Genomic DNA, 17797 nt, shown 5'->3' on the forward strand with positions numbered 1-17797 from the left:
CGCCGTGTGTCCGCCGCTCCGCTAAACACGGGGGCTGCGCGGCGGACACGCCGACGTCACAGCTACTGCCACGCCATTTTTGCAGAACTTGACGCACACAACTTTTTCTGACGCATGAAGATGGTCGTTTCCTCAGTTCCTGATCGGATCTTGAGGCGCGCCCGCGGTAGTGGGCGCGGGAGCGTTTTCACGCCCAGCGATTTTCTTGATCTGGCGGGACGGTCAGCGATCGATCAGGCGCTCTCGCGCCTCGTCAAAAGAGATAGGTTGCGGCGTCTCGCCCGCGGACTTTACGATTTCCCGAAACTGCATCCAAAACTTGGGGCGCTTTCCCCGTCGCCCGATTATGTTGCCCAGGCGCTGGCCAGGGAGAAGGGCTCTCATGTGCAGGTCGCCGGGACGCATGCGGCCAATGCGCTTGGTCTGACCAGCCAAGTTCCCGCCCGAACCTCGTATCTCACGGATGGTCCATCCCGTCGCGTGGTGCTCGGAAAGCGTGTTATCGACCTGCGCCATGCGTCGCCCAAACACTCGATAGCACCGGGGAGTGCTGCGGGAACAGTCGTTCAGGCGTTGCGGCATCTCGGGCCATCACGGGCCGCCGATGTCGTTCAGATCGCGTCGCGCCAACTGTCCCTGAGTAACAAAAAGAGACTCGTCTCAACCGCCATACAGGCGCGGCTTGGATGCGTCCAATACTAAGCGCCATTGGCGACTCACCATCGGATGCGGCTCATGGATAGCTTCGTGCGCCAAGCCGCGTCGGTTAGCCATGTGGTGCGCGTGCTAACTCATCCACGGCAGCTGAAAGAACGCGTTCGGGGTCCGAGGCGAGCACATCTTGCGGACGTTTGCCGCCAAGGAAGCTATTGATCGATGCAAACCAATAGGCGAGCCCCCAGGCATCCCTTTTCCCGCGAAACACACTCAGAACCTTAGCGAGCGGTTTAGTGGGCCGATATCCAGCTGCAATATCCAGAGCGTAGCCGGGAAAATAGTCTACACCCCGATGCCGAACTGCTAAGATGCGGCCTTGTTTTTTCCACTTATTTGGCTGCGCACGTGGGTTGCTCGTGCTGAACCCTGCCATTGTCGCGACTTGAGGAGCGGTCAGCCAACCGCCGCTTTCCAATACTTCTCTTCTCGCCTCGGCCGCCATCCGCGCTTGTGTGAGCACGTGTTGCGGAGGGAGTACGTCAGGGACCAGGGCGTCGATTATCGTGTTTATGGCTTCGCGCTGGCGACTCATCAGGATCGTACGCACCAGAGGCGCAATGCTGACGAGCGTGTCCGCGAGGCCGCGCACAGCAGGTTCACTCCCATGCTCGACCGTTACTGCTATGACCAGCTCGGCAGTTAGGCGATCAAGTCGGTCACCAACCTCCTTCGGCCTTCCGGTGAGGACGCCAAATCCCGACAGTTCAATAGTCTCATGGGTAAGTGCCATGATCTCCCGCTCCTGGGGTGATGAGCATGGTTACATATGTAGCACAACAACCGGTATCACAGGTGCAGCTAAGCTGTGGGCATTTGGCGTCCAAGTTCGCTGATTGCCTGGAGCTTGCAGACCGCGTCCCAACGACCGACCGGCGTAAGCCGGCAGTGCCCCCGACGCTATCCCTTGATCGCCGAGCCGACGATCGAATCCACGAAGAAGCGCTGCAGGAAAACGAACAGCACCAGTGGCGGCAGGACGGCAAGAGTGGCGCCCGCCATGACCAGTCCGGTGTTGAGCGCACCTCTGTTGTAGCTGAGCAGGCGGCTGAGGCTAATGACGATCGGATAATCTTCCGCATTGCCCTGCAGCACGGTAAGCGGCCACAGATAGCTGTTCCAATGATAGACGAAGGCCAACAGCGCCAATGCCGCGGTCGCGGGCGCCACGCTCGGCGCGACGATCTTGAACAGGATCACAAGTTCCGACGCCCCATCCATCCGTGCCGCGTCGATCAAATCGTCCGGCACGCCGGCGATGAACTGGCGCATCAGGAAAATGCCGAAGGCATTGGCGAGGTTGGGCACGATGATGCCGGCAAGGCTGGCATTCAGACCGATCGATCCGACGAGACGGTACAGCGGGACCAAAGTCACGATCGGCGGCAGAAACATTGTGGCGATCAGCACCGAAAACAGCAGTGAGCGGCCGGGAAAGTGATGCTTGGCGAAGGCGTAGCCAGCCATCATGCTGGTGACCAGAATGCCAGCGGTGGTGATCGTGGCGATCACGAGCGAATTCCACATCGAGCGGCCGACATTGATGATGCCGGACACTTTCTCATACGCTTCGAGGCTCGGCGTGCGCGGTATCCACACCGGCGGCACCTGCATGGTTTCGGCCGGCGTCTTCAGGCTGGAGAGCACCATCCACAACAGCGGAAAGGCGGAGGCCACGGCAACCAGCAGCATTAGCGTGGCGAGCAGTGCTCTGCGGCCCGCCAGGCGTTTGCGCGCCAACCGGCTCGATGCTGATCGGCCCGGCGCGCTCATTCGTCATCCTTCCGGTTGGCAAATGCAAACAGCGCGCACACAACGACGATCAGCGCCAACATCAGCATCACTGCCATGGCCGAGCCCAATCCGCCTTGCGCGCGCTCGATGCCGACACGGCGGATGTGATAGGTCAGCACATTGGTCGAGCCGACCGGCCCGCCTTGGGTGATCAGCGCCACCGGCTCGAACACCTGCACGGCGTTTATGATGGCGATGACGGCGCTGAACAGAAGCGTGCGCCGCAGCAGCGGCAAAGTGATAAAGCGGAACTGTTCGCGTCGGGTGGCGCCGTCCAGAGTCGCCGCCTCGTAAAGACTGCCCGGGATCTGGGTCAGCCCGGCAACGGCCAGCACGGTAAAATAGCCGATCTGCTGCCAGACATTGAGGACGACGATCGAGATCAACGCCGATCTTGGCGAGGACAGCCAGGGTTGCGGGCCGATGCCGGCGAGGCCGAGCATCTGGTTGAGCGGCCCTTCGCTCGGCGAATAAAGCTTCGACCAGACCAGCGTCACGGCGATCATCGGCACCATGTAGGTGGAAAACAACACGGTCCGCAGCGCCGTGCCGCCTGCGACATCGCGCTGGTAGACCATCAAACCGAACGCGACCGAAAGGGGCAGGATGAGCATCACCGACAATGCCGTGTAGATCGCGGTGTTGAGCAGTGCTCGCTTGAAATCCCGCCCGACCGAGGTCGGTCCGAATATTTCGCGAAAATTGTCGAAGCCGATGAAGCTCGCATTGGAAAAAGGCGTCTGCGTCGACCAGTCCTGGAATGACAGCCAGATGGTGAGCAGCATCGGCAGCAGGATGAAAACACCGATCAATGTCACGGCAGGCGCCAGCATGATGCCCGCCGAGGCACGATAGTTCTTGATCATCGCTCTGCTTCCAAAGCGCCGGGCTCTCGAAACAGCGCCTTCGCTATTTGGCGGCACGCTCCAGGATCGAGACGGCATCGGCCTGCGCGTTCGCCTGCGCATCCTTGGCCGAGAGCTGACCATACTGCAACGCCTCGAGCGTCTGCTGCAGCGATTCGCTGAACTCCTGGCCGCCCGGCACGACAGGGAAGGGCTTGGCGTCGGCAAGGACGCTGACATAGCCGGACAGGAACTCGGAGCCGAGCTTGTCCTTATGGGCTTCGATGTCGGAGGTCCGCGTCGGCAGGATGCCCATCGACATCAGAATATCCGACATTGCCGAGGCGCCGTTCTCGCCGGACTTCGGACTGTTCAGCCACGCCAGGAAATCCCATGCCGCTTTCTGCTCGGCTTCACCGGCATTGGCGTTGACGACGGTCATCCACGAATAGGAGATCGAGTGCGGCTTGTCGCCGTTCGGACCCACCGGGATGGGTGCGGTGGCGATATTGGAGAACTTGTCGCCCATGCCGCTCTTCAATGCGCTTTCCCACCAGTTGGCCATGATGATCATGCCGGTCTTGCCGGAAACGAAATTGTCGAGGAAGGGACCGGTTGTGTTGGCGTCGGCCGTGGCCATCGCCGGATCGCTGGCACCGGACTTGATCAGGTCCTCGTAGAGCTGGAAAGTCTCGCCGGCTTGAGGACTGTCGAGCACCGGTTTGCCGTCCTTGACCAGCTCGCCGCCATTGGAGGCCAGTAGCGAGGCGAAGGGATGGACGACGCCCGCCGCCCAGGAATTGATCATGCCGAAACCTTGCTGGCCGGCATCTTTCCTGGTCAGCTTCTGGGCCGCATCCTTCAATTCGGACCAGGTTTTCGGCGCGGCCGTAATGCCTGCCTGCTTGAACAGCTCCTTGTTGTAGTTCAGTGCATAGACGTCGATCTCGTTTGGAATGCCGTAGAGCGTGCCACCAACAGAGGCCGCACTGACGACACCGGCCGGCCACGCACTCTTGACCTCGCCGGCAACCGCATCGGGGGCCGGCGCGACCAGCTTGTCTCGCGCCAGTTCGGGCAGCCACAAATCATAGATGCCGCCGATCGTCGGCCCGTCCGAGCTGCCGCCCTGGGAACGCAGTGTCGTCAGGAGATCGCCGAAGGGGACGGCGCGCACGGTGACGGTCACATCCGGATTGCTCTTGGCGTAGTCCTTGGCCGCGGCGTCCAGCAAAGCGACCGTTTCGGGCGACCAGTGGGTCAGATAGGAGATGTTGACCGATTGGGTCCAACCAATGGTGGGCGAGGCCAACAACCCTGCAGCCAGCGCCAGTTTCGAAATCCAAGCCAAAGACATCCGACCCTCCGCATAGCCACACAGCGACGTCCATGACGTTATGACAAGTTGAAGCAACGATGCAAGCGCTATCTTCGTGGAGAGCTCCTGCCGGTGTTGCGGCGTTTTCTTACTGCGGTCAACCAAGTATGCAAGATTACATCGTGAAAACAAGAAATTATCTGATACAGTTCGAGATGTTTCTCCGCTGCCGGCCATGCCCGAACATACCGCAAGGCACTTGCGGTCCAAGTCATGTCGTTATAATGACATGAGAAAAGCTATGACTGCCTTGCGGCTTTTGAACCGCCGTGGGATGACAATATCGACAAGAATGGGAGACTGAGCATGCTTTCAATTCATCGACGCGCCGCACTCGGCCTGATCGGCGGGTTTGCCGCAGTCTGCACCGGGGTCCTCACCGCACTGCCGGCCAAGGCCGACGACACCGTGACCCTGTGGAGCTGGCGCACCGAGGACGAGGCTGCGATGCGCCGCATCTTCGACGCCTTCGAGGCCAAGACTCCCGGCATTAAGGTCAACATCCAGTTCACCCCCGACGCCGACTACCAGAACCGGCTGAGCACGGCGCTGCGTGGCGGCCGCGGGCCTGATATCGCTCAGCTCAAGGCTTACGGCGAACTGCAACCGTTCATCGAGGGTGGGTATCTCGACGCGCTCGACGACAGCGTGCCGGAGCTGAAGAACATGCCCGATAGCGCGCTGGGCGGCGCTCGTGGCCGTGCCGACGGCAAGACCTATGGCGTGCCCTATTCGGTGCCGATGATGGGCGTCTTCTACAATCAAGACATCTTCGCCGCCCAGGGCATCGACATTCCCAAGACCTACAAAGATTTCGTCGCCGCCTGCGAGAAGCTGAAAGCGGCGGGGATAACGCCAATAGCCGCCGGCGGTGCCAACGGCTCCGCCTGGGCGCTGGAGATCGGCGTCGGTGTTGTCGGCCCGACCATCTATGGCCCGGGCTTCTACGACGAAATGATGAGCGGCAAGGCGACCTTCGAGGATCCGCGCTACGTGGCTGCCCTGAAACGCTATGCCGACTTGAAGCCATATTTCTCCGACGGCTTTGCCGGGGTCGATTACACCACCTCGACACAGCAATTCATCGGCGGCAAGGCGGCCATGTTCTTCGGCGGCTCGTTCGAGAACGGCAGCTTCAAGGCGCAGAACCCGAAGCTGAAATTCTCGATCTTCCCGTTCCCCGCCGACGATCCTGCCACCAAGCTCTACACCTCGGCCTTTTCAGACGGCTCCTATGGTCTGGTCTCTGAAAGCACCAACAAGGAGGCAGCGATCAAGGTGCTCAACTTCATGGCTTCGGCCGAGTTCGCGCAGCTCTTCGCCGACGAGTTGGGCTGGCCGCCGGCCCGTACCGACGTCACCGTGAAGGACCCGGTACTCGCCACGATGATGGAGATGTCGAAGAATTCCACACCCTATCTGACGCTTGTCGGCTTCCGCTGGCAAACGCCTACGGCCTCCTCGATCCTGCAGTCCGAGATCATCGACATGGTCGAAGGCAACATCACGCCGCAGAAGCTGGCGGCGGACATGCAGGCCGCCGTCAGCAGCTGGTTCAAGCCGAAGCAGTAGGCCGTCACACCCTGCGCGAAACAGCACATGATCGCCCGTCGCCGCAAAAGCAGCCTTCAGCGCACCCAGCAGCGCATGGCCGTGCTGTTCATCGTGCCGGCACTGGCCGTTTATGCGCTGTTTGTCCTTTATCCGCTGCTGATGTCGCTGTGGGGCAGCTTCTTCGTCTGGAGGGGCCTGCGCATGCTGGAGTTCGCCGGCCTGTCGAATTTTACCCGCCTGTTCGTTTTCCCGAGCGGTGGGCGGCTCTACGGAGCGCTCTGGCACAACGTCGCCTGGTTCTTCGGCATCATGCTGTTCCAGAACGGCCTTGGTCTGCTGTTGGCCTGGCTGCTGTTCCTGCGCGCCAAAGGGGCGGCCTTCTTCCAGTCGGTCTTCTTCTTCCCGGCAGTGCTGAGCCCGGTCATCGTCGGCGCCCTGTGGCGGCTGCTGCTGGCGCCCGGCGGCACCATCGAATGGATGCTCAACGGCCTTGGCCTGCATCAAGGCAGCCTGACGGTTCTCGGCAACAGCCACACGGCACTCGTGATGCTGATCGCCGTCGACGCCTGGAACTGGATGGGCCTGCCGGTGCTGATCTACACCGCCGGCCTCAGGCAGATTTCGTCCCAGATATTCGAGGCTGCCAGGCTGGATGGCGCCGGCAGCGGCCGTATGCTGGTCTCGGTTGCCCTGCCTTTGCTGATGCCGGCCGTCGGCACGTTGACGACGCTGTCGTTCATCAACACCTTCAACCAGTTCGACATCGTCTATGTCATGCAAGGCGTGCAGGGCAATCCGAGCTATTCCACAGACACGCTGGTGACCTATTTCTACCGGCTCGCTTTCGGCGCCGAAGGCGCGGTCGGTATCACCGATATAGGCCTGGCGCTTGCGCTGGGAACGCTGCTGTTTCTCATCCTCAGCATCGGCACGCTTGTGATGCTGCGCTTCTTCGACCGCCGCACGGTGCAACTGTGAATATGCTCGCCATCCCTCGACAGCTTGCTCGGCTGCCCGGCTGGACGGCGCTGGTCCTGTGGACCGCAGCGGTGCTGCTGCCGCTCTATATTCTCGTCGTCTCCTGTTTCAAGACCACGGCGGAGATCTACGACAACAGGCTCGGCCTGCCGCAAAGCTTTGCCTTCGACAATTTCGTTGCGGCCTGGACGCGCGCCGATCTCGGCCAGAATTTCATCAACAGCCTGATCGTCACCGGCGGTGCGGTGATCCTGACGATTATCGTGTCGGCAATGGCCGCCTATCCGCTGAGCCGCTATCGGCTGGGCTGGAACGGTATCATGCTCGGCCTGTTCCTGTCCGGCATCATGCTGCCGATCCGGCTTGCCTCGGTGGAGCTGTTCACGCTGATGCGCAACCTTGGCCTGCTCGATTCGCTGATCGGCCTGATCCTCGTCTATTCGGCCATCCGCATTCCCTTCGCCGTCTTCATCTTCGCAAATTTCATGCGGGTACTGCCGTCCGAGCTCGACGAGGCTGCGCGCATGGATGGGGCCGGCGAGGCGCGCATTCTGTTCCAGATCGTGCTGCCAATGGTGAAGCCAGCCGTATCGATCGTCGCCATCTTCACCGCTATCGCCGTGTGGAACGACTTCTTCTTCCCGCTGATCTTCATCTTCGACGACCGCTACAAGACCGTGCCGCTGGCGATCAGCGTGTTTGTCGGCCAGTTCCGCACGGATTGGGGCCTCGTGTTCGCCTCGCTTGCCATCTCCATGGCGCCCATCCTGATCATGTACTGTCTGCTTGCCCGCCAGATTCGCGAGGGCGTCGGCTCCGGGGGAGGCGCGAAATGATCGAGGACAAGGTCTATGCCGCACGCTCGATTCTGGTCGTCGGGGCGCATGCCTTCGATGCCGAGGTGATTGCCGGTCCACTGGCGGCGGCGGCGGTGCAAGGCGGTGCCGAAGTCACCTTCCTGCATCTCAGCATGGGCGAGCAGGGCCATCCAAGCCTCGCCCCCGAGTACTATTGCGTCCAGAAGCAGGAGGAGGCCGCAAAGGCCGCAGCCAGGCTGGGCGTTGCCATGCGCAGTCTCGGGCTGCACGACGCCTTCCTGCCCTGCGACGACGAGACGGCGCTCAAGGTTTGCGATGTTGTGCGCGAGTTGAAGCCGCAAATCGTCATCACTCACTGGCATGGCAGCTGGCACAAGGACCATCGCGCCGCGGCCCGACTGACACAGACCGGTATTTTTTTTGCGGCATTGCCGACGCTGAAGCGCGACCATGCTGCACACACACCGCAACTGCTGCTGTTCGGCGAAAACTGGGAGGACGACGAAGGCTTTCGCCCCGAACACCTCGTCGACGTCACCGACGGCTTCGAGGCCTGGAGCGAGGCGGTGCGGGAATACGAACTGGCACGCGGCCTGAGCAGTTTCCCCTACGTCGATTATTGCAGTGCGCTTTATCGGCTTCGCGGCTGCCTGCGCGGCACGCGCTACGCGCAGGGTTTTGCGGCGGCCTCGCAGTCCTGGCAAGCCGGCAGTGGCCTGTTCGCGCCGGCCAATCGGAGCGGCTCTCGATGACACGCATTCTGGCTATCGATCTTGGCGGCACCAATTTGCGCGCCGTAATCCATAGCGGCGATGTTCGCTGGCTGGAGATGCTGAGCCGCGAGCCTGCGCCGACAAGCCTGGATGCCTTCGTCGCCCGTATCGGTGCCTTGCGCGCCGAGGCCGGTCCGGTCGACGCCCTCGGGCTTGCGGTGCCCGGACTTGTCGAGGGCTCGGTCTGCCGCTGGATTCCGAACCTTCCCTATCTCGACGGCATCGACATCGCGGCCTTGTTTCCTCGTCTGCCTGTTGCCATTGGCAATGACGCGCAGGTCGCCATGCTGGCCGAAGCGGTCGAAGGTGCCGCAAAAGGCCTGTCCGATGCCATCCTGCTGGCGATCGGCACCGGTATCGGCTCCGCCGTTCTGGCCAACAACCGCATCGTTGCCGGCGCACGTGGCGGCGCCTGCTCATTCGGCTGGGCCTGCGCCGACATCGAGGATGAAGGCGAGGACCGCAGCGGCTGGCTGGAGCGCTTCGCTTCCGGGCGGGCGTTCGACGCCGCGGCGCGCCAGATCGGGCTGGCCAATGGCGGCAGGCTGGTCGAGGCCGCGCGGGCTGGCAACACGGCCGCACTTGACGCCTTGGAGCTGCCGGCGCGCCGGCTGGGCACTGTCCTTGCGGGTGCGGTCGCGCTGCTCGATCCGCAGGCGATCCTGATTTCCGGGGGTCTTGCCGATGCGCTGGACGTGGTAGGGCCGCCGCTGCTTTCGGCTTTGCAGCGTCAGCTGCCGCCGCATCTGCGCGATGTCGTTCTGCGGTCCGGCGAATTCGGCTCCCGCGCCGGTCTCGTCGGCGCCGCGCTGGCCGGTCTCGCCGGAGCACAGTGGAGGCAGATAAGATGAGTCAAGCGAGCTTCCATCTGCCCGACCGCCGAAGGCCCGAGCCGCTCTGGTATCAGGTGGAAGAGGCCATCCGCGCCATCGTCAAGAGCGGCGAGTGGGCGACCGGCGACCAGATTCCGGCCGAAGACAGATTATGCGCCCTGTTCGGGGTGAGCCGTATCACGCTGCGCCACGCTCTGCGCAATCTTGAGGAGCACGGGCTGCTCAGGCGCGAACATGGCCGTGGCACCTTCGTGCGCTCCACTACGCTGGTCGCCGGCACCCGCGAACTGACCAGCTTCACCCAGGAAATGGGCAATATGGGCGTGGTCGCCGGCTCTCGCTTGCTCGACTGCAGCCTGACCACCGCCAACGTCGCCGCGGCCGGAGCGCTGGAGATCGAGGAGGGCGACCCGGTGGTGCGCATCCGGCGGCTCAGGCTCGGGAACAACGAGCCGATCGGCATCCAGACGGCGCAGCTCTCGGCCGCGCGCGTGCCCGGCTTTCTCGATGCCGGCCTGCTGCAGGGCTCGCTCTACGAAGCACTGGAACGCCACTATGGCATCGTGCCGGTCGCAGCGCGCGAAAACTACCGTGTCGGCGCGGTCGGGGCGGCGGATGCCGAGTTGCTCGATCTGCCTGCGGGGAGCCCCGCTTTCGTGGTCGAGCGCATCACCACCGACGAGCGCGGCCCGTTCGAATTCACTGTCTCGGTGATGCGTGGCGACCGCTACGAAATCCGCTCGACGCTGCGTGCCGGTCGCGCCGCGCCAACCGCAAGAAGCTGAGCCATACCCAAGCCGACCCATAACAGGAGTACCGACGTGTCCGATCTTTACATACCCCGCCTTGCCGCCCTCATCGAACAGGCCTCGAAAGCCAATGCCGAAGCCTTTGGCGAAGCGGCCAGCCGCTTTGCCGACACGCTCGAGAGCGGCGGGTTGGTTCATCTTTACGGCTCGGGCCACTCGGTGTTGCCGGTCCAGGAAGTGTTTCCGCGCTACGGCAGCTATGTCGGCTTCAATCCGCTGACCGACCCGCGTGTCATGTGGCATAACGTGCTCGGCGCCGGCGGCGTGCGCGAACTTCTGTGGCTGGAGCGGACCGAGAAATACGCCGAGAAATTCCTCGACCACCAGCCGCTGAACAAAGGCGATTCGATCATCATCTTTGGCCACAGCGGCCGCAATTCGTCCGGCATCGACACCGCGCTTTATGCGAAAAAACGCGGCATCTTCGTCGTTGCGATAACTAGCAAGAACAATCTCGACAAGCCGGCGACGCACTCTTCCGGCAAACGGCTTGCCGATGCCGCCGACCTTGTCATCGACACCTGCTCGCCGATCGAGGATGCCATCGTGCCGGTCGAGGGCTGGAGCCGGCCGGTCTCCGGTTCGTCGACCGTGCTTGCCATGATCCTGGCGCATGAGCTGATCGCGCGCACCGCCGAGGCGCTTTCGAAACGCGGCATCGAACTGCCGGTTTTTGCCTCGCCGACAATTGCCGGCGTCACACTGCACGACACCGACGTCATCTATGGCGTCTATCGCGAGAAAATGCTCGAGGCGCAGAAGAAGCACCTGCCGACGTTCCAGGCGACCATGCGCGGCGAATGACAACCGGGCAGGGCACGCAAAACGCTAGGACGTAGACTCATCACCGCGTAGCCAGAGGCGAGTTGACACGAGTTTCAGGGCAGCAAGGTAGTTTTCTGCCAGCTTGTCATATCGAGTTGCGATGCGAGGGAACTGCTTGGCCTTGTTGAAGAACGTTCGACGAGGTTGCGGGCCTTGTAGAGAAAGGGGCTGAAGCACATCGGGTCCTTGCGGTTGGCCTTGGGCGGGATGTTGGCCCATGCCTTTTGCTCGGTGACGGCATTGCGCAAGGCGTGGCATCATAGCCCTTGTCGGCGAGCAGCATGGCACCCTTGGGCAAATCCTTGATCAAGTCCGCTGCGTAGGCGATGTCACTCATTTGACCTGCCGTGAGCGTCAGCTTGATCGGCCTGCCTTCGGCGTCGACAAGAGCATGGATTTTGGTCCTCAGCCCGCATCGGGAACGACCGAGACAATAATCTCGATCCCCCTTTTTGCTGTCGCGCCTTGCTGATGGACGCGAACAATGGAGGTATCGATCATCTGCACCGTTGCATCATGGGCTTTGGTGATGCCATGCATGAGGCGGTCCCACACACCTGCTTTCCGCCATCGAACGAAGCGATTGTAGCAGGTGGTGCGTGGGCCGTATCGCCCCCTGGAAGATCGCGGCATGGCGCACCCGATCGCAGCACCCAGAAGATGCCGTCTGCCCGCTGTGCCTGGACGGTGATCGTGCCGAAGAAAACCAGTGCTGCAGCGAACGTTCGTCGTAATATTGCGTTTAACCATGAAAGACGACGATTCGCCCAAAGCATGCAAAAGGGCCCATCGGCTCTCGCGCCGCGATGCAAGGCCAGGAAAGCCTTACGCCAGATCAGTTTGTGAAAAGTCATTGCCCTTGTAAAGCAGGGCAAGCCGGTGAGCCTTCGCGCAAGCGTAGGCAAAACAATCGCCGAAATTGAGATCGGCTTTGTGCCCGACTGCTTTGCCGTATTTCATGCTGGCTTCGATCGCCCGGTCGCCGATGTCGCCGGACATCATGATTTCCTTGCCGGCGATCTCGATCAAAAAGGCGTCGACGGTCTCACGGGCTTGCGCCAGCATGTCGGCCGTGGGCTTGGCGTTCTTTTTGATGGCTTCGGCCGATGCTCGCGCGAGACCCTGGACTGCCTCGAACCGGACGAGCGGGGAGATATACAGCGGCTTGGTCGCGGCCGCGAGCCGCTTTTCCAGTTCTTCCGCGCCAGGTTCCTCGTTCAGGATGGCAACGATCACCGAGGCATCGACGAACATCAGTCGTCGCTCCACATTTGGTCGGTGAATTTCTTCATATCGAAATCAGGGTTGGCCGGCCCGATCCGCCGTGCCATTTCCTTGACTTTGGCAAGTCTCTCGCGCAGCGGGACGCTGCCGCGGTTGCGCTCGATCTCATGGCGCAAGGCGGTTCTGACGGCCTCGGTCTTGCTGCGCGCGTTGGTAATCTGCTGCAGCTCGACGGCCATGGCATCGACGTCGGGATCGCGAATGAAGAGCGGCATTTGTATATCCTCTAAGTGATATATGTATATCATATCGCAGATATACTGGCCAGCGAATTCGCGAGCGGCGGTTTTGATAAGGAGGGGAGGGAGGAATGCAGCTCGCGAAAATCCGTCGGAAGGTTCGGTTCTGGTGCTCAGTCCTTGGAATTGCTCGGCGTCTGAAACACGTCGCTGCGGCCATGTCACTGTCAACGCCCACATGCCCAAGGCGCATCGGTGCTGCGTACGCCGACGCCTGCGCATCCGAACATCCGCGCGACCGATTGATGTCGATAGACCGCCCACGCGCCCGACGAGGCCAGCGCTGCATCGATTGCGTCAGGTTCATAACGGCCATAATCCCGGCCCAGCGAACTCTCTCGTTAGGGCAGCTCGGGGAGTGCTACGGCTGGATGCTCTTGGGAACATCCCGAGCGCATGATCCGGCGGCGAGGATAAACAATCTGAACCACGCGCTGCCTCCACATGATGGCGCCGGCTAACTCAACGAAGCCGTGCTGCCATTCGTGGTGAACTGGATAACACGGCCTATCTTCTCGCTCGAAAATTCGGCGGCCTCGACAATCATTGCCGGGGTTACCTCGACGGATCCCTTCGCCGTCTATCCGCGTCTCATCGGCTGTCGCGCTGATCCGGATTGACAGCCACCCGCAATTAAAGGGCCGTTTGATGACACCTAGGCCTCCCCAGCAGTATTAGTTCACAAAGCAGGTCGGCACCCCTGCCATCCGCTGGATCCGGTCAGCGTGTGCTTCGGGTTCGGGGTGCAAGATCAGGCGGTGCCATTTGCACGGATGGCGGCGAACCAACCACCACGGCAGGGGCGCCAGATTGCTCACCACGTTGGCTCTCTACTTCGCGGCTCATACCTTGGTGAGCAGCTTGCATCTCCGGAACGGTGAAAACCGGCACCTCGCCCTTGAAACCCTGGAGCTCAAAAGCGCCTGCCTGGACGACCGGCATCGATGCTCCTGCCGCAAAGCCGGGACCAAGCACCAGGGGGATGCCCAGCTTCTTGGTCGTCGACTCGAGCCGTGCCGTGCGGTTCACCGGGGAGCCGATCGCGGTGTAATCGAAGCGCCGTTCGGAGCCGAAATTGCCTACCGAGCAGATGCCGGTCTCGATGGCGACGCCGATTGCGATGGAGGGGTGGCCGTCCGCGGTGAAGGCGGCGTCTTCACGCTTCACCCGTTCGATCAGGGCAAGCCCCGCGTCGAGCGCGCGCTCGCGATGGTCCGGCTGATCAAGCGGCGCGTTCCAGAAGGCGAGCACCGCATCGCCCATGAACTTGTCGATGGTGCCGTCGCGCTTGAGGATCTCATCGGTCGCAATGCCGAGGAAGTGATTGACCACCTTGGCGATTTCCTGGGTATCGAGTTGTTCGCTCATCGTCGTGAAGCCGCGTATGTCGCTGAGCAGGATCGTGATCTCGCGCTTCTCGCCGGACAGGATCGCTTCGGTGTCCGAGCTTGCGAGGCGCTGCACCACGGAAGGCGACAGATACTGGGAGAACTGCCGTGCCAGGGTGGACCGGCGCTGCTCGCTGCGCCTGTAGAGAACATAGCCTTCGAAGCCGGCTACCAGGATCGTCGCAAGCGCCGGCTGCAGCGGGTCATAGAGTGCACCCTGCAGGCTGTATTCGAGAGCGCCGAACACGAACGGCGTGACGGCCAGCAGCACGAGAGCCAGGGCACCAAGCACGACACGCCAGGCGAGCACTCCGGAAAGTCCGATGAAAACGACGGCACTGAGGACAAACCAGAGCCGCTCGAGCGTACGCGCGTGCGTTGGCTCTGCAAGGTAGCGCCCGGCAAGCATCTGGCCGATTGCATCGGCGTGGATGTCTGCGCCTGGTCGCGCTGGACGCGTCGGGGTGGGCAGGTACTGCGTCAGTCCCACGGCCGACAGATCGACAATGGCGATGGCGTCCCGCAGCCGCGGATCACTGCCGCCCGAAAGGATAGTGCTGGCAGATATGCGGGGCGTATCCGTGGCGGTTTCCCAGAGGCGGATGCTCCCCTCCGGCTCGAGCGGCACGATGGCGCCGGCCATCCTGAGTGCGTCGAACCCGGCGGCATTCATCCGGGCTATGTAGCCGTCCTGCCCGGCGTAAAGGCGCAGAAGCTCGAGCGCGAAGGACGGCCACAGCTGCACGCCTTGAGCGGTATTGCGAAGCCACAGCAGCGGCACATGGCGCAGTACGCCGTCGGGATCGGGCAAGGTGCGAATTACGCCGAGGCCCGCGGCGGCGTTCGAGAATTCGGCAAGCGAGCCGGTCAGGCCGGTGAACCCGGGAAGTGTGTCGGGTACCTGCCCGACGATCGACCAGCCGGCTTTGGGCTCTGCTTCTGAAACCGTCGCCTCGTTGCCCAGGCTGACGGCAAGCGCCGTTCGATTTTTGGCCAGCGCCGCTGCCAGGCGCTTGTCTCCGCCGATGCCCTCAGGCGAGGTGTCGGCCTCGGGGAGTACCAGCGCAAGCCCGACCACCACCGCGCCGGATGCGGTGATGCCATCGACCAGATCGGCCAAGAGGCCACGGTTCCAGGGCCATCGCCCATGTGCCTTGAGGCTGGCGTCGTCTATCGAGACGATCACGACAGGATTGCTCGTCGCCTGGCGTGGGGCGAGAAACTGGTAGAAGTCGTACGTCCGCTCACGCAGGCGCGACAACGGCCCGTCAAAAGCCAAATGGCAAGCGAGCAGCAGGAGCACGACCACAAGGCCGGATATTTTGCGCCTGCCAGCTTGCCGCCAATCAGCCCAGCGCCAACCGGCCAAAAGGCTCATGTCGTGCGGCCGGGCCTAATTGCAGTAGTAGTCGCAGCCCTCGCCATCGCCATCGCCCTCATCCTTCACCCCGCCACCGGCAGGTGGCGTTGGGCTGTCGGGGAACTCCATGACCACTCCTGGCAATGCGCCATCGCTGGACTCGCAGACCTTGAGCGAGCCGCCGAGTGCCGACGCACAAAGCGCGCTTACGTCCAATCCCGGACCCGGTGCGCCTGGCAGGCCGGTGCCGGCAATCCGGTCGATGCTGTCCAATATCGGGAAGGTGTCGATTCCGCCGTAGCCGGTCAGCAGCTTGCCATCTTCCGATGTGCAGGCGTAGCCCGGGTTTGTGATGACCAGCCGTTTCCCATTGATCGTGCAGGTCATGCGGCCGGCGCGCAGAATGCCGACGGTCTGGCCGGCTGCCACCAGCACTTCGATGATGCCGCCTCTGGCTCCGAGCACCATATGCGGCGTCGCAACCTGCATGACGCCGCCTTTCGAAACCTGGCCGCCATAGAAACGGGCCAGGCCGCTATTCATCCCGATGTCGATCTTTCCCGATCCGGAGCCCGGATTGTAGACGAATTCATCGATCGTCAGGCTGGTGTTTGGACCAATCTTGGCGCTCGATTCGTCCCGGAACACCAGCATTCCAAGACCAGTGGGATTGCTGCGCAGTTGGTCGCCGAGTTCGACGCCGGCACCGACGTTCATTGTCCCGCCGTTGTTGCGGACGATGTTGGTCTGGTAGGCCGTCATCGACCCGACCGTTTCAGCGGCAGATGGTGCCGCAAAGGCAAGGCAGGCGACAAAAATGGCGATCTGACGGTACGGGGTCCTCATCGCGGCCTCTTTCAATTGAGCGTCAACGTGTAGCTCATGAGCATTTCGAACGATTTTCGGTCGCGGCTGGCGATGTCGAAGTTGGTTTCGCGATAGGCAAGATCGACGCTGATCTTCTGCGACTCCGTCAGCTGAAAATCGCTTTCCGAGGCAATGCGCCAGAAGTCGCTCTTGATATTTGTGCCGATGCCGATGGACAGATCGGGAGTGTCGCTATGGCCGGCCGAGAAGGCGACCTGGTGCGACCATGCGAAAAGATCCGGTACGTTCATCAACAGGCCGCCATAGCGGACCTCGCCCGTGTAGCTGCGGCCGATTTCGCCAGATCCGGAGGCGAAGTCATTCGAGCCGACAAAGCGCAGTCCGAGCGCCTGGCCATTGCGGAAGCGGTAACTGCCGCCTGCCTCATAGAAAACCCTGCTATCGGCGAAAATGCCTTGCGAGGCGCTTAGATCGATGTAGCCGCCACCGGCGAAGAGCGTCGTCTCGACCGTCGGGCGAACGAGGAAGCGTCCACTGAGGCCAATGCCGGTTTCGTGGATATCGCTGTCGAAACGATCTGTAACGGTGAACGCCGAAAGCAGCAGGCGCAGCGAATCGATCCCACTATTGGGCAGTCCCTTGTCCCAGGTGATCGCGGCGTTGCCGTGGATGAAGGTCTCCTTGCTACCTGGAACCGACAGGTCTTCCGTGAAAAAGCGCTGTGTCGCCGTCAACGACCCCGAAAGGACGAGAGCGTCGGCACTTGGCGTGCCGAGGTCCCACCGGACAAAGCCTTCCGCCCGCCCATAGGGCGAGACGAAGCTGTCGTCGTCCTGCGCCCCGCCGGGCTCAAAATCGGTAAATGCGCTGAACACGCCGCCGGTCAGGGCGAGTTCCCAGGTGATGCCACGCAACGCGCGCTCGATGCGGGCGAGCAGGCGAACAGCTTCCTGCTGCTCACTTGCGGTTAGGCCGCCGACTTCGATGCCGTACTGCACCTGCCGCCGGGCCAATTCATAGGAGCCGACATGATAGTACAACCGGCTGGCCGCCAGCCGGGCGCGTGCATCGCGGGGATATTTGATCAGATACTGCTCGATTGAGGAGATCGCCTGATCGTACTGCCCGGCGTTGACGGCAACCGTGACGAACTGGGCGAGTGTTCCGTTGTCGGCCGGACTGGCGATGCGGGCTGAAAACGCATCGTCATAGGCCGAAAAAAGACCCTGCGCGCCGGCCGGCAATACGCCGATACAAAGCAGCGCTGCGGCGCAGCCGACGACCGTTCGAAACGAAGATTGCATGCCGAGAACCCACCCCAAACCCGACTAGTGCGAACGACTTAGCACGACTACAAGAAAAAGGCGACTGACCTGT

At 62.1% G+C, this 17797-nt stretch carries 16 protein-coding genes and 2 pseudogenes; 8 read left to right on the forward strand and 10 right to left on the reverse strand.

What is annotated here, in order from left to right; translation table 11 throughout:
- Nucleotides 1-114: 114 nt before the first annotated feature.
- Nucleotides 115-743 (forward strand): annotated as a pseudogene (locus NKH71_RS27750) (DUF6088 family protein).
- Between the two features lie 23 nt (nucleotides 744-766).
- On the opposite strand, the gene NKH71_RS27755 reads toward NKH71_RS27750, so the two are convergent.
- From NKH71_RS27755 to NKH71_RS27770, 4 genes are all read right to left on the reverse strand, one after another.
- Nucleotides 767-1447: a hypothetical protein gene (locus tag NKH71_RS27755; RefSeq protein WP_352895494.1), complete on the reverse strand. Its 681-nt coding sequence runs from the start codon at nucleotides 1445-1447 to the stop codon at nucleotides 767-769.
- Between the two features lie 167 nt (nucleotides 1448-1614).
- Nucleotides 1615-2487 (reverse strand): carbohydrate ABC transporter permease, encoded by an 873-nt coding sequence (locus tag NKH71_RS27760; protein WP_352895495.1) that lies wholly within the window; start codon nucleotides 2485-2487, stop codon nucleotides 1615-1617.
- Nucleotides 2484-3374, reverse strand: a complete 891-nt coding sequence (locus NKH71_RS27765; protein WP_352857326.1) for a carbohydrate ABC transporter permease — start codon at nucleotides 3372-3374, stop codon at nucleotides 2484-2486. The genes NKH71_RS27760 and NKH71_RS27765 overlap by 4 nt, the downstream gene beginning before the upstream one ends.
- 43 nt (nucleotides 3375-3417) lie before the next feature.
- Complete coding sequence (locus NKH71_RS27770) at nucleotides 3418-4710, reverse strand: ABC transporter substrate-binding protein (protein WP_352895496.1); 1293 nt, start codon at nucleotides 4708-4710, stop codon at nucleotides 3418-3420.
- A gap of 327 nt (nucleotides 4711-5037) precedes the next feature.
- On the opposite strand from NKH71_RS27770, the gene NKH71_RS27775 reads away from it, so the two are divergent.
- The 7 genes from NKH71_RS27775 to NKH71_RS27805 are packed head-to-tail and all read left to right on the forward strand — an operon-like array spanning nucleotide 5038 to nucleotide 11300.
- Entirely contained in the window at nucleotides 5038-6303 is a 1266-nt protein-coding gene (locus NKH71_RS27775) for an extracellular solute-binding protein (protein WP_352895497.1), read from the forward strand.
- 27 nt (nucleotides 6304-6330) lie between these two features.
- On the forward strand, nucleotides 6331-7263 hold the full coding sequence (locus NKH71_RS27780) for a carbohydrate ABC transporter permease (protein ID WP_031195041.1): 933 nt from the start codon (nucleotides 6331-6333) through the stop codon (nucleotides 7261-7263).
- Between the two features lie 2 nt (nucleotides 7264-7265).
- Nucleotides 7266-8099 (forward strand): carbohydrate ABC transporter permease, encoded by an 834-nt coding sequence (locus NKH71_RS27785; protein ID WP_352549465.1) that lies wholly within the window; start codon nucleotides 7266-7268, stop codon nucleotides 8097-8099.
- Nucleotides 8096-8833, forward strand: coding sequence for a PIG-L deacetylase family protein (locus tag NKH71_RS27790; RefSeq protein ID WP_352895498.1), 738 nt, complete (start codon nucleotides 8096-8098; stop codon nucleotides 8831-8833). The genes NKH71_RS27785 and NKH71_RS27790 overlap by 4 nt, the downstream gene beginning before the upstream one ends.
- Nucleotides 8830-9705: an ROK family protein gene (locus tag NKH71_RS27795; RefSeq protein WP_352895499.1), complete on the forward strand. Its 876-nt coding sequence runs from the start codon at nucleotides 8830-8832 to the stop codon at nucleotides 9703-9705. The genes NKH71_RS27790 and NKH71_RS27795 overlap by 4 nt, the downstream gene beginning before the upstream one ends.
- Nucleotides 9702-10472: a GntR family transcriptional regulator gene (locus NKH71_RS27800; RefSeq protein WP_352895500.1), complete on the forward strand. Its 771-nt coding sequence runs from the start codon at nucleotides 9702-9704 to the stop codon at nucleotides 10470-10472. Before NKH71_RS27795 ends, NKH71_RS27800 begins: the two co-directional genes overlap by 4 nt.
- 36 nt (nucleotides 10473-10508) lie before the next feature.
- On the forward strand, nucleotides 10509-11300 hold the full coding sequence (locus NKH71_RS27805; RefSeq protein ID WP_023722251.1) for a sugar isomerase domain-containing protein: 792 nt from the start codon (nucleotides 10509-10511) through the stop codon (nucleotides 11298-11300).
- Between the two features lie 24 nt (nucleotides 11301-11324).
- On the opposite strand, the pseudogene NKH71_RS27810 reads toward NKH71_RS27805, so the two are convergent.
- The 6 genes and pseudogenes from NKH71_RS27810 to NKH71_RS27835 form a co-directional block, all read right to left on the reverse strand.
- Nucleotides 11325-11989 (reverse strand): annotated as a pseudogene (locus NKH71_RS27810) (IS5 family transposase); the annotation flags it as partial.
- 157 nt (nucleotides 11990-12146) lie between these two features.
- Nucleotides 12147-12575: a type II toxin-antitoxin system VapC family toxin gene (locus tag NKH71_RS27815; RefSeq protein ID WP_352790604.1), complete on the reverse strand. Its 429-nt coding sequence runs from the start codon at nucleotides 12573-12575 to the stop codon at nucleotides 12147-12149.
- Nucleotides 12575-12820, reverse strand: coding sequence for a type II toxin-antitoxin system VapB family antitoxin (locus NKH71_RS27820; RefSeq protein WP_023722247.1), 246 nt, complete (start codon nucleotides 12818-12820; stop codon nucleotides 12575-12577). Before NKH71_RS27820 ends, NKH71_RS27815 begins: the two co-directional genes overlap by 1 nt.
- Before the next feature lie 744 nt (nucleotides 12821-13564).
- Nucleotides 13565-15610: a CHASE2 domain-containing protein gene (locus NKH71_RS27825; protein ID WP_352895501.1), complete on the reverse strand. Its 2046-nt coding sequence runs from the start codon at nucleotides 15608-15610 to the stop codon at nucleotides 13565-13567.
- 15 nt (nucleotides 15611-15625) lie between these two features.
- Nucleotides 15626-16438: a FecR family protein gene (locus tag NKH71_RS27830; protein WP_352895502.1), complete on the reverse strand. Its 813-nt coding sequence runs from the start codon at nucleotides 16436-16438 to the stop codon at nucleotides 15626-15628.
- Between the two features lie 11 nt (nucleotides 16439-16449).
- A complete protein-coding gene (locus NKH71_RS27835) occupies nucleotides 16450-17724 on the reverse strand; it encodes a tetratricopeptide repeat protein (protein WP_352895503.1) in 1275 nt (424 codons plus the stop codon).
- Nucleotides 17725-17797 lie beyond the last annotated feature (73 nt).

This window comes from Mesorhizobium sp. M0983, from assembly GCF_040318975.1.
Taxonomy (GTDB): Bacteria; Pseudomonadota; Alphaproteobacteria; order Rhizobiales; family Rhizobiaceae; genus Mesorhizobium.

Excerpts from the sequence above, each read along its gene's own strand:
- NKH71_RS27755 (WP_352895494.1), bottom strand. The coding sequence starts at position 1,447 with ATGGCACTTACCCATGAGACTATTGAACTGTCGGGATTTGGCGTCCTC.
- NKH71_RS27760 (WP_352895495.1), bottom strand. The coding sequence starts at position 2,487 with ATGAGCGCGCCGGGCCGATCAGCATCGAGCCGGTTGGCGCGCAAACGC.
- NKH71_RS27765 (WP_352857326.1), bottom strand. The coding sequence starts at position 3,374 with ATGATCAAGAACTATCGTGCCTCGGCGGGCATCATGCTGGCGCCTGCC.
- NKH71_RS27770 (WP_352895496.1), bottom strand. The coding sequence starts at position 4,710 with ATGTCTTTGGCTTGGATTTCGAAACTGGCGCTGGCTGCAGGGTTGTTG.
- NKH71_RS27775 (WP_352895497.1), top strand. The coding sequence starts at position 5,038 with ATGCTTTCAATTCATCGACGCGCCGCACTCGGCCTGATCGGCGGGTTT.
- NKH71_RS27780 (WP_031195041.1), top strand. The coding sequence starts at position 6,331 with ATGATCGCCCGTCGCCGCAAAAGCAGCCTTCAGCGCACCCAGCAGCGC.
- NKH71_RS27785 (WP_352549465.1), top strand. The coding sequence starts at position 7,266 with ATGCTCGCCATCCCTCGACAGCTTGCTCGGCTGCCCGGCTGGACGGCG.
- NKH71_RS27790 (WP_352895498.1), top strand. The coding sequence starts at position 8,096 with ATGATCGAGGACAAGGTCTATGCCGCACGCTCGATTCTGGTCGTCGGG.
- NKH71_RS27795 (WP_352895499.1), top strand. The coding sequence starts at position 8,830 with ATGACACGCATTCTGGCTATCGATCTTGGCGGCACCAATTTGCGCGCC.
- NKH71_RS27800 (WP_352895500.1), top strand. The coding sequence starts at position 9,702 with ATGAGTCAAGCGAGCTTCCATCTGCCCGACCGCCGAAGGCCCGAGCCG.
- NKH71_RS27815 (WP_352790604.1), bottom strand. The coding sequence starts at position 12,575 with ATGTTCGTCGATGCCTCGGTGATCGTTGCCATCCTGAACGAGGAACCT.
- NKH71_RS27820 (WP_023722247.1), bottom strand. The coding sequence starts at position 12,820 with ATGCCGCTCTTCATTCGCGATCCCGACGTCGATGCCATGGCCGTCGAG.
- NKH71_RS27825 (WP_352895501.1), bottom strand. The coding sequence starts at position 15,610 with ATGAGCCTTTTGGCCGGTTGGCGCTGGGCTGATTGGCGGCAAGCTGGC.
- NKH71_RS27830 (WP_352895502.1), bottom strand. The coding sequence starts at position 16,438 with ATGAGGACCCCGTACCGTCAGATCGCCATTTTTGTCGCCTGCCTTGCC.
- NKH71_RS27835 (WP_352895503.1), bottom strand. The coding sequence starts at position 17,724 with ATGCAATCTTCGTTTCGAACGGTCGTCGGCTGCGCCGCAGCGCTGCTT.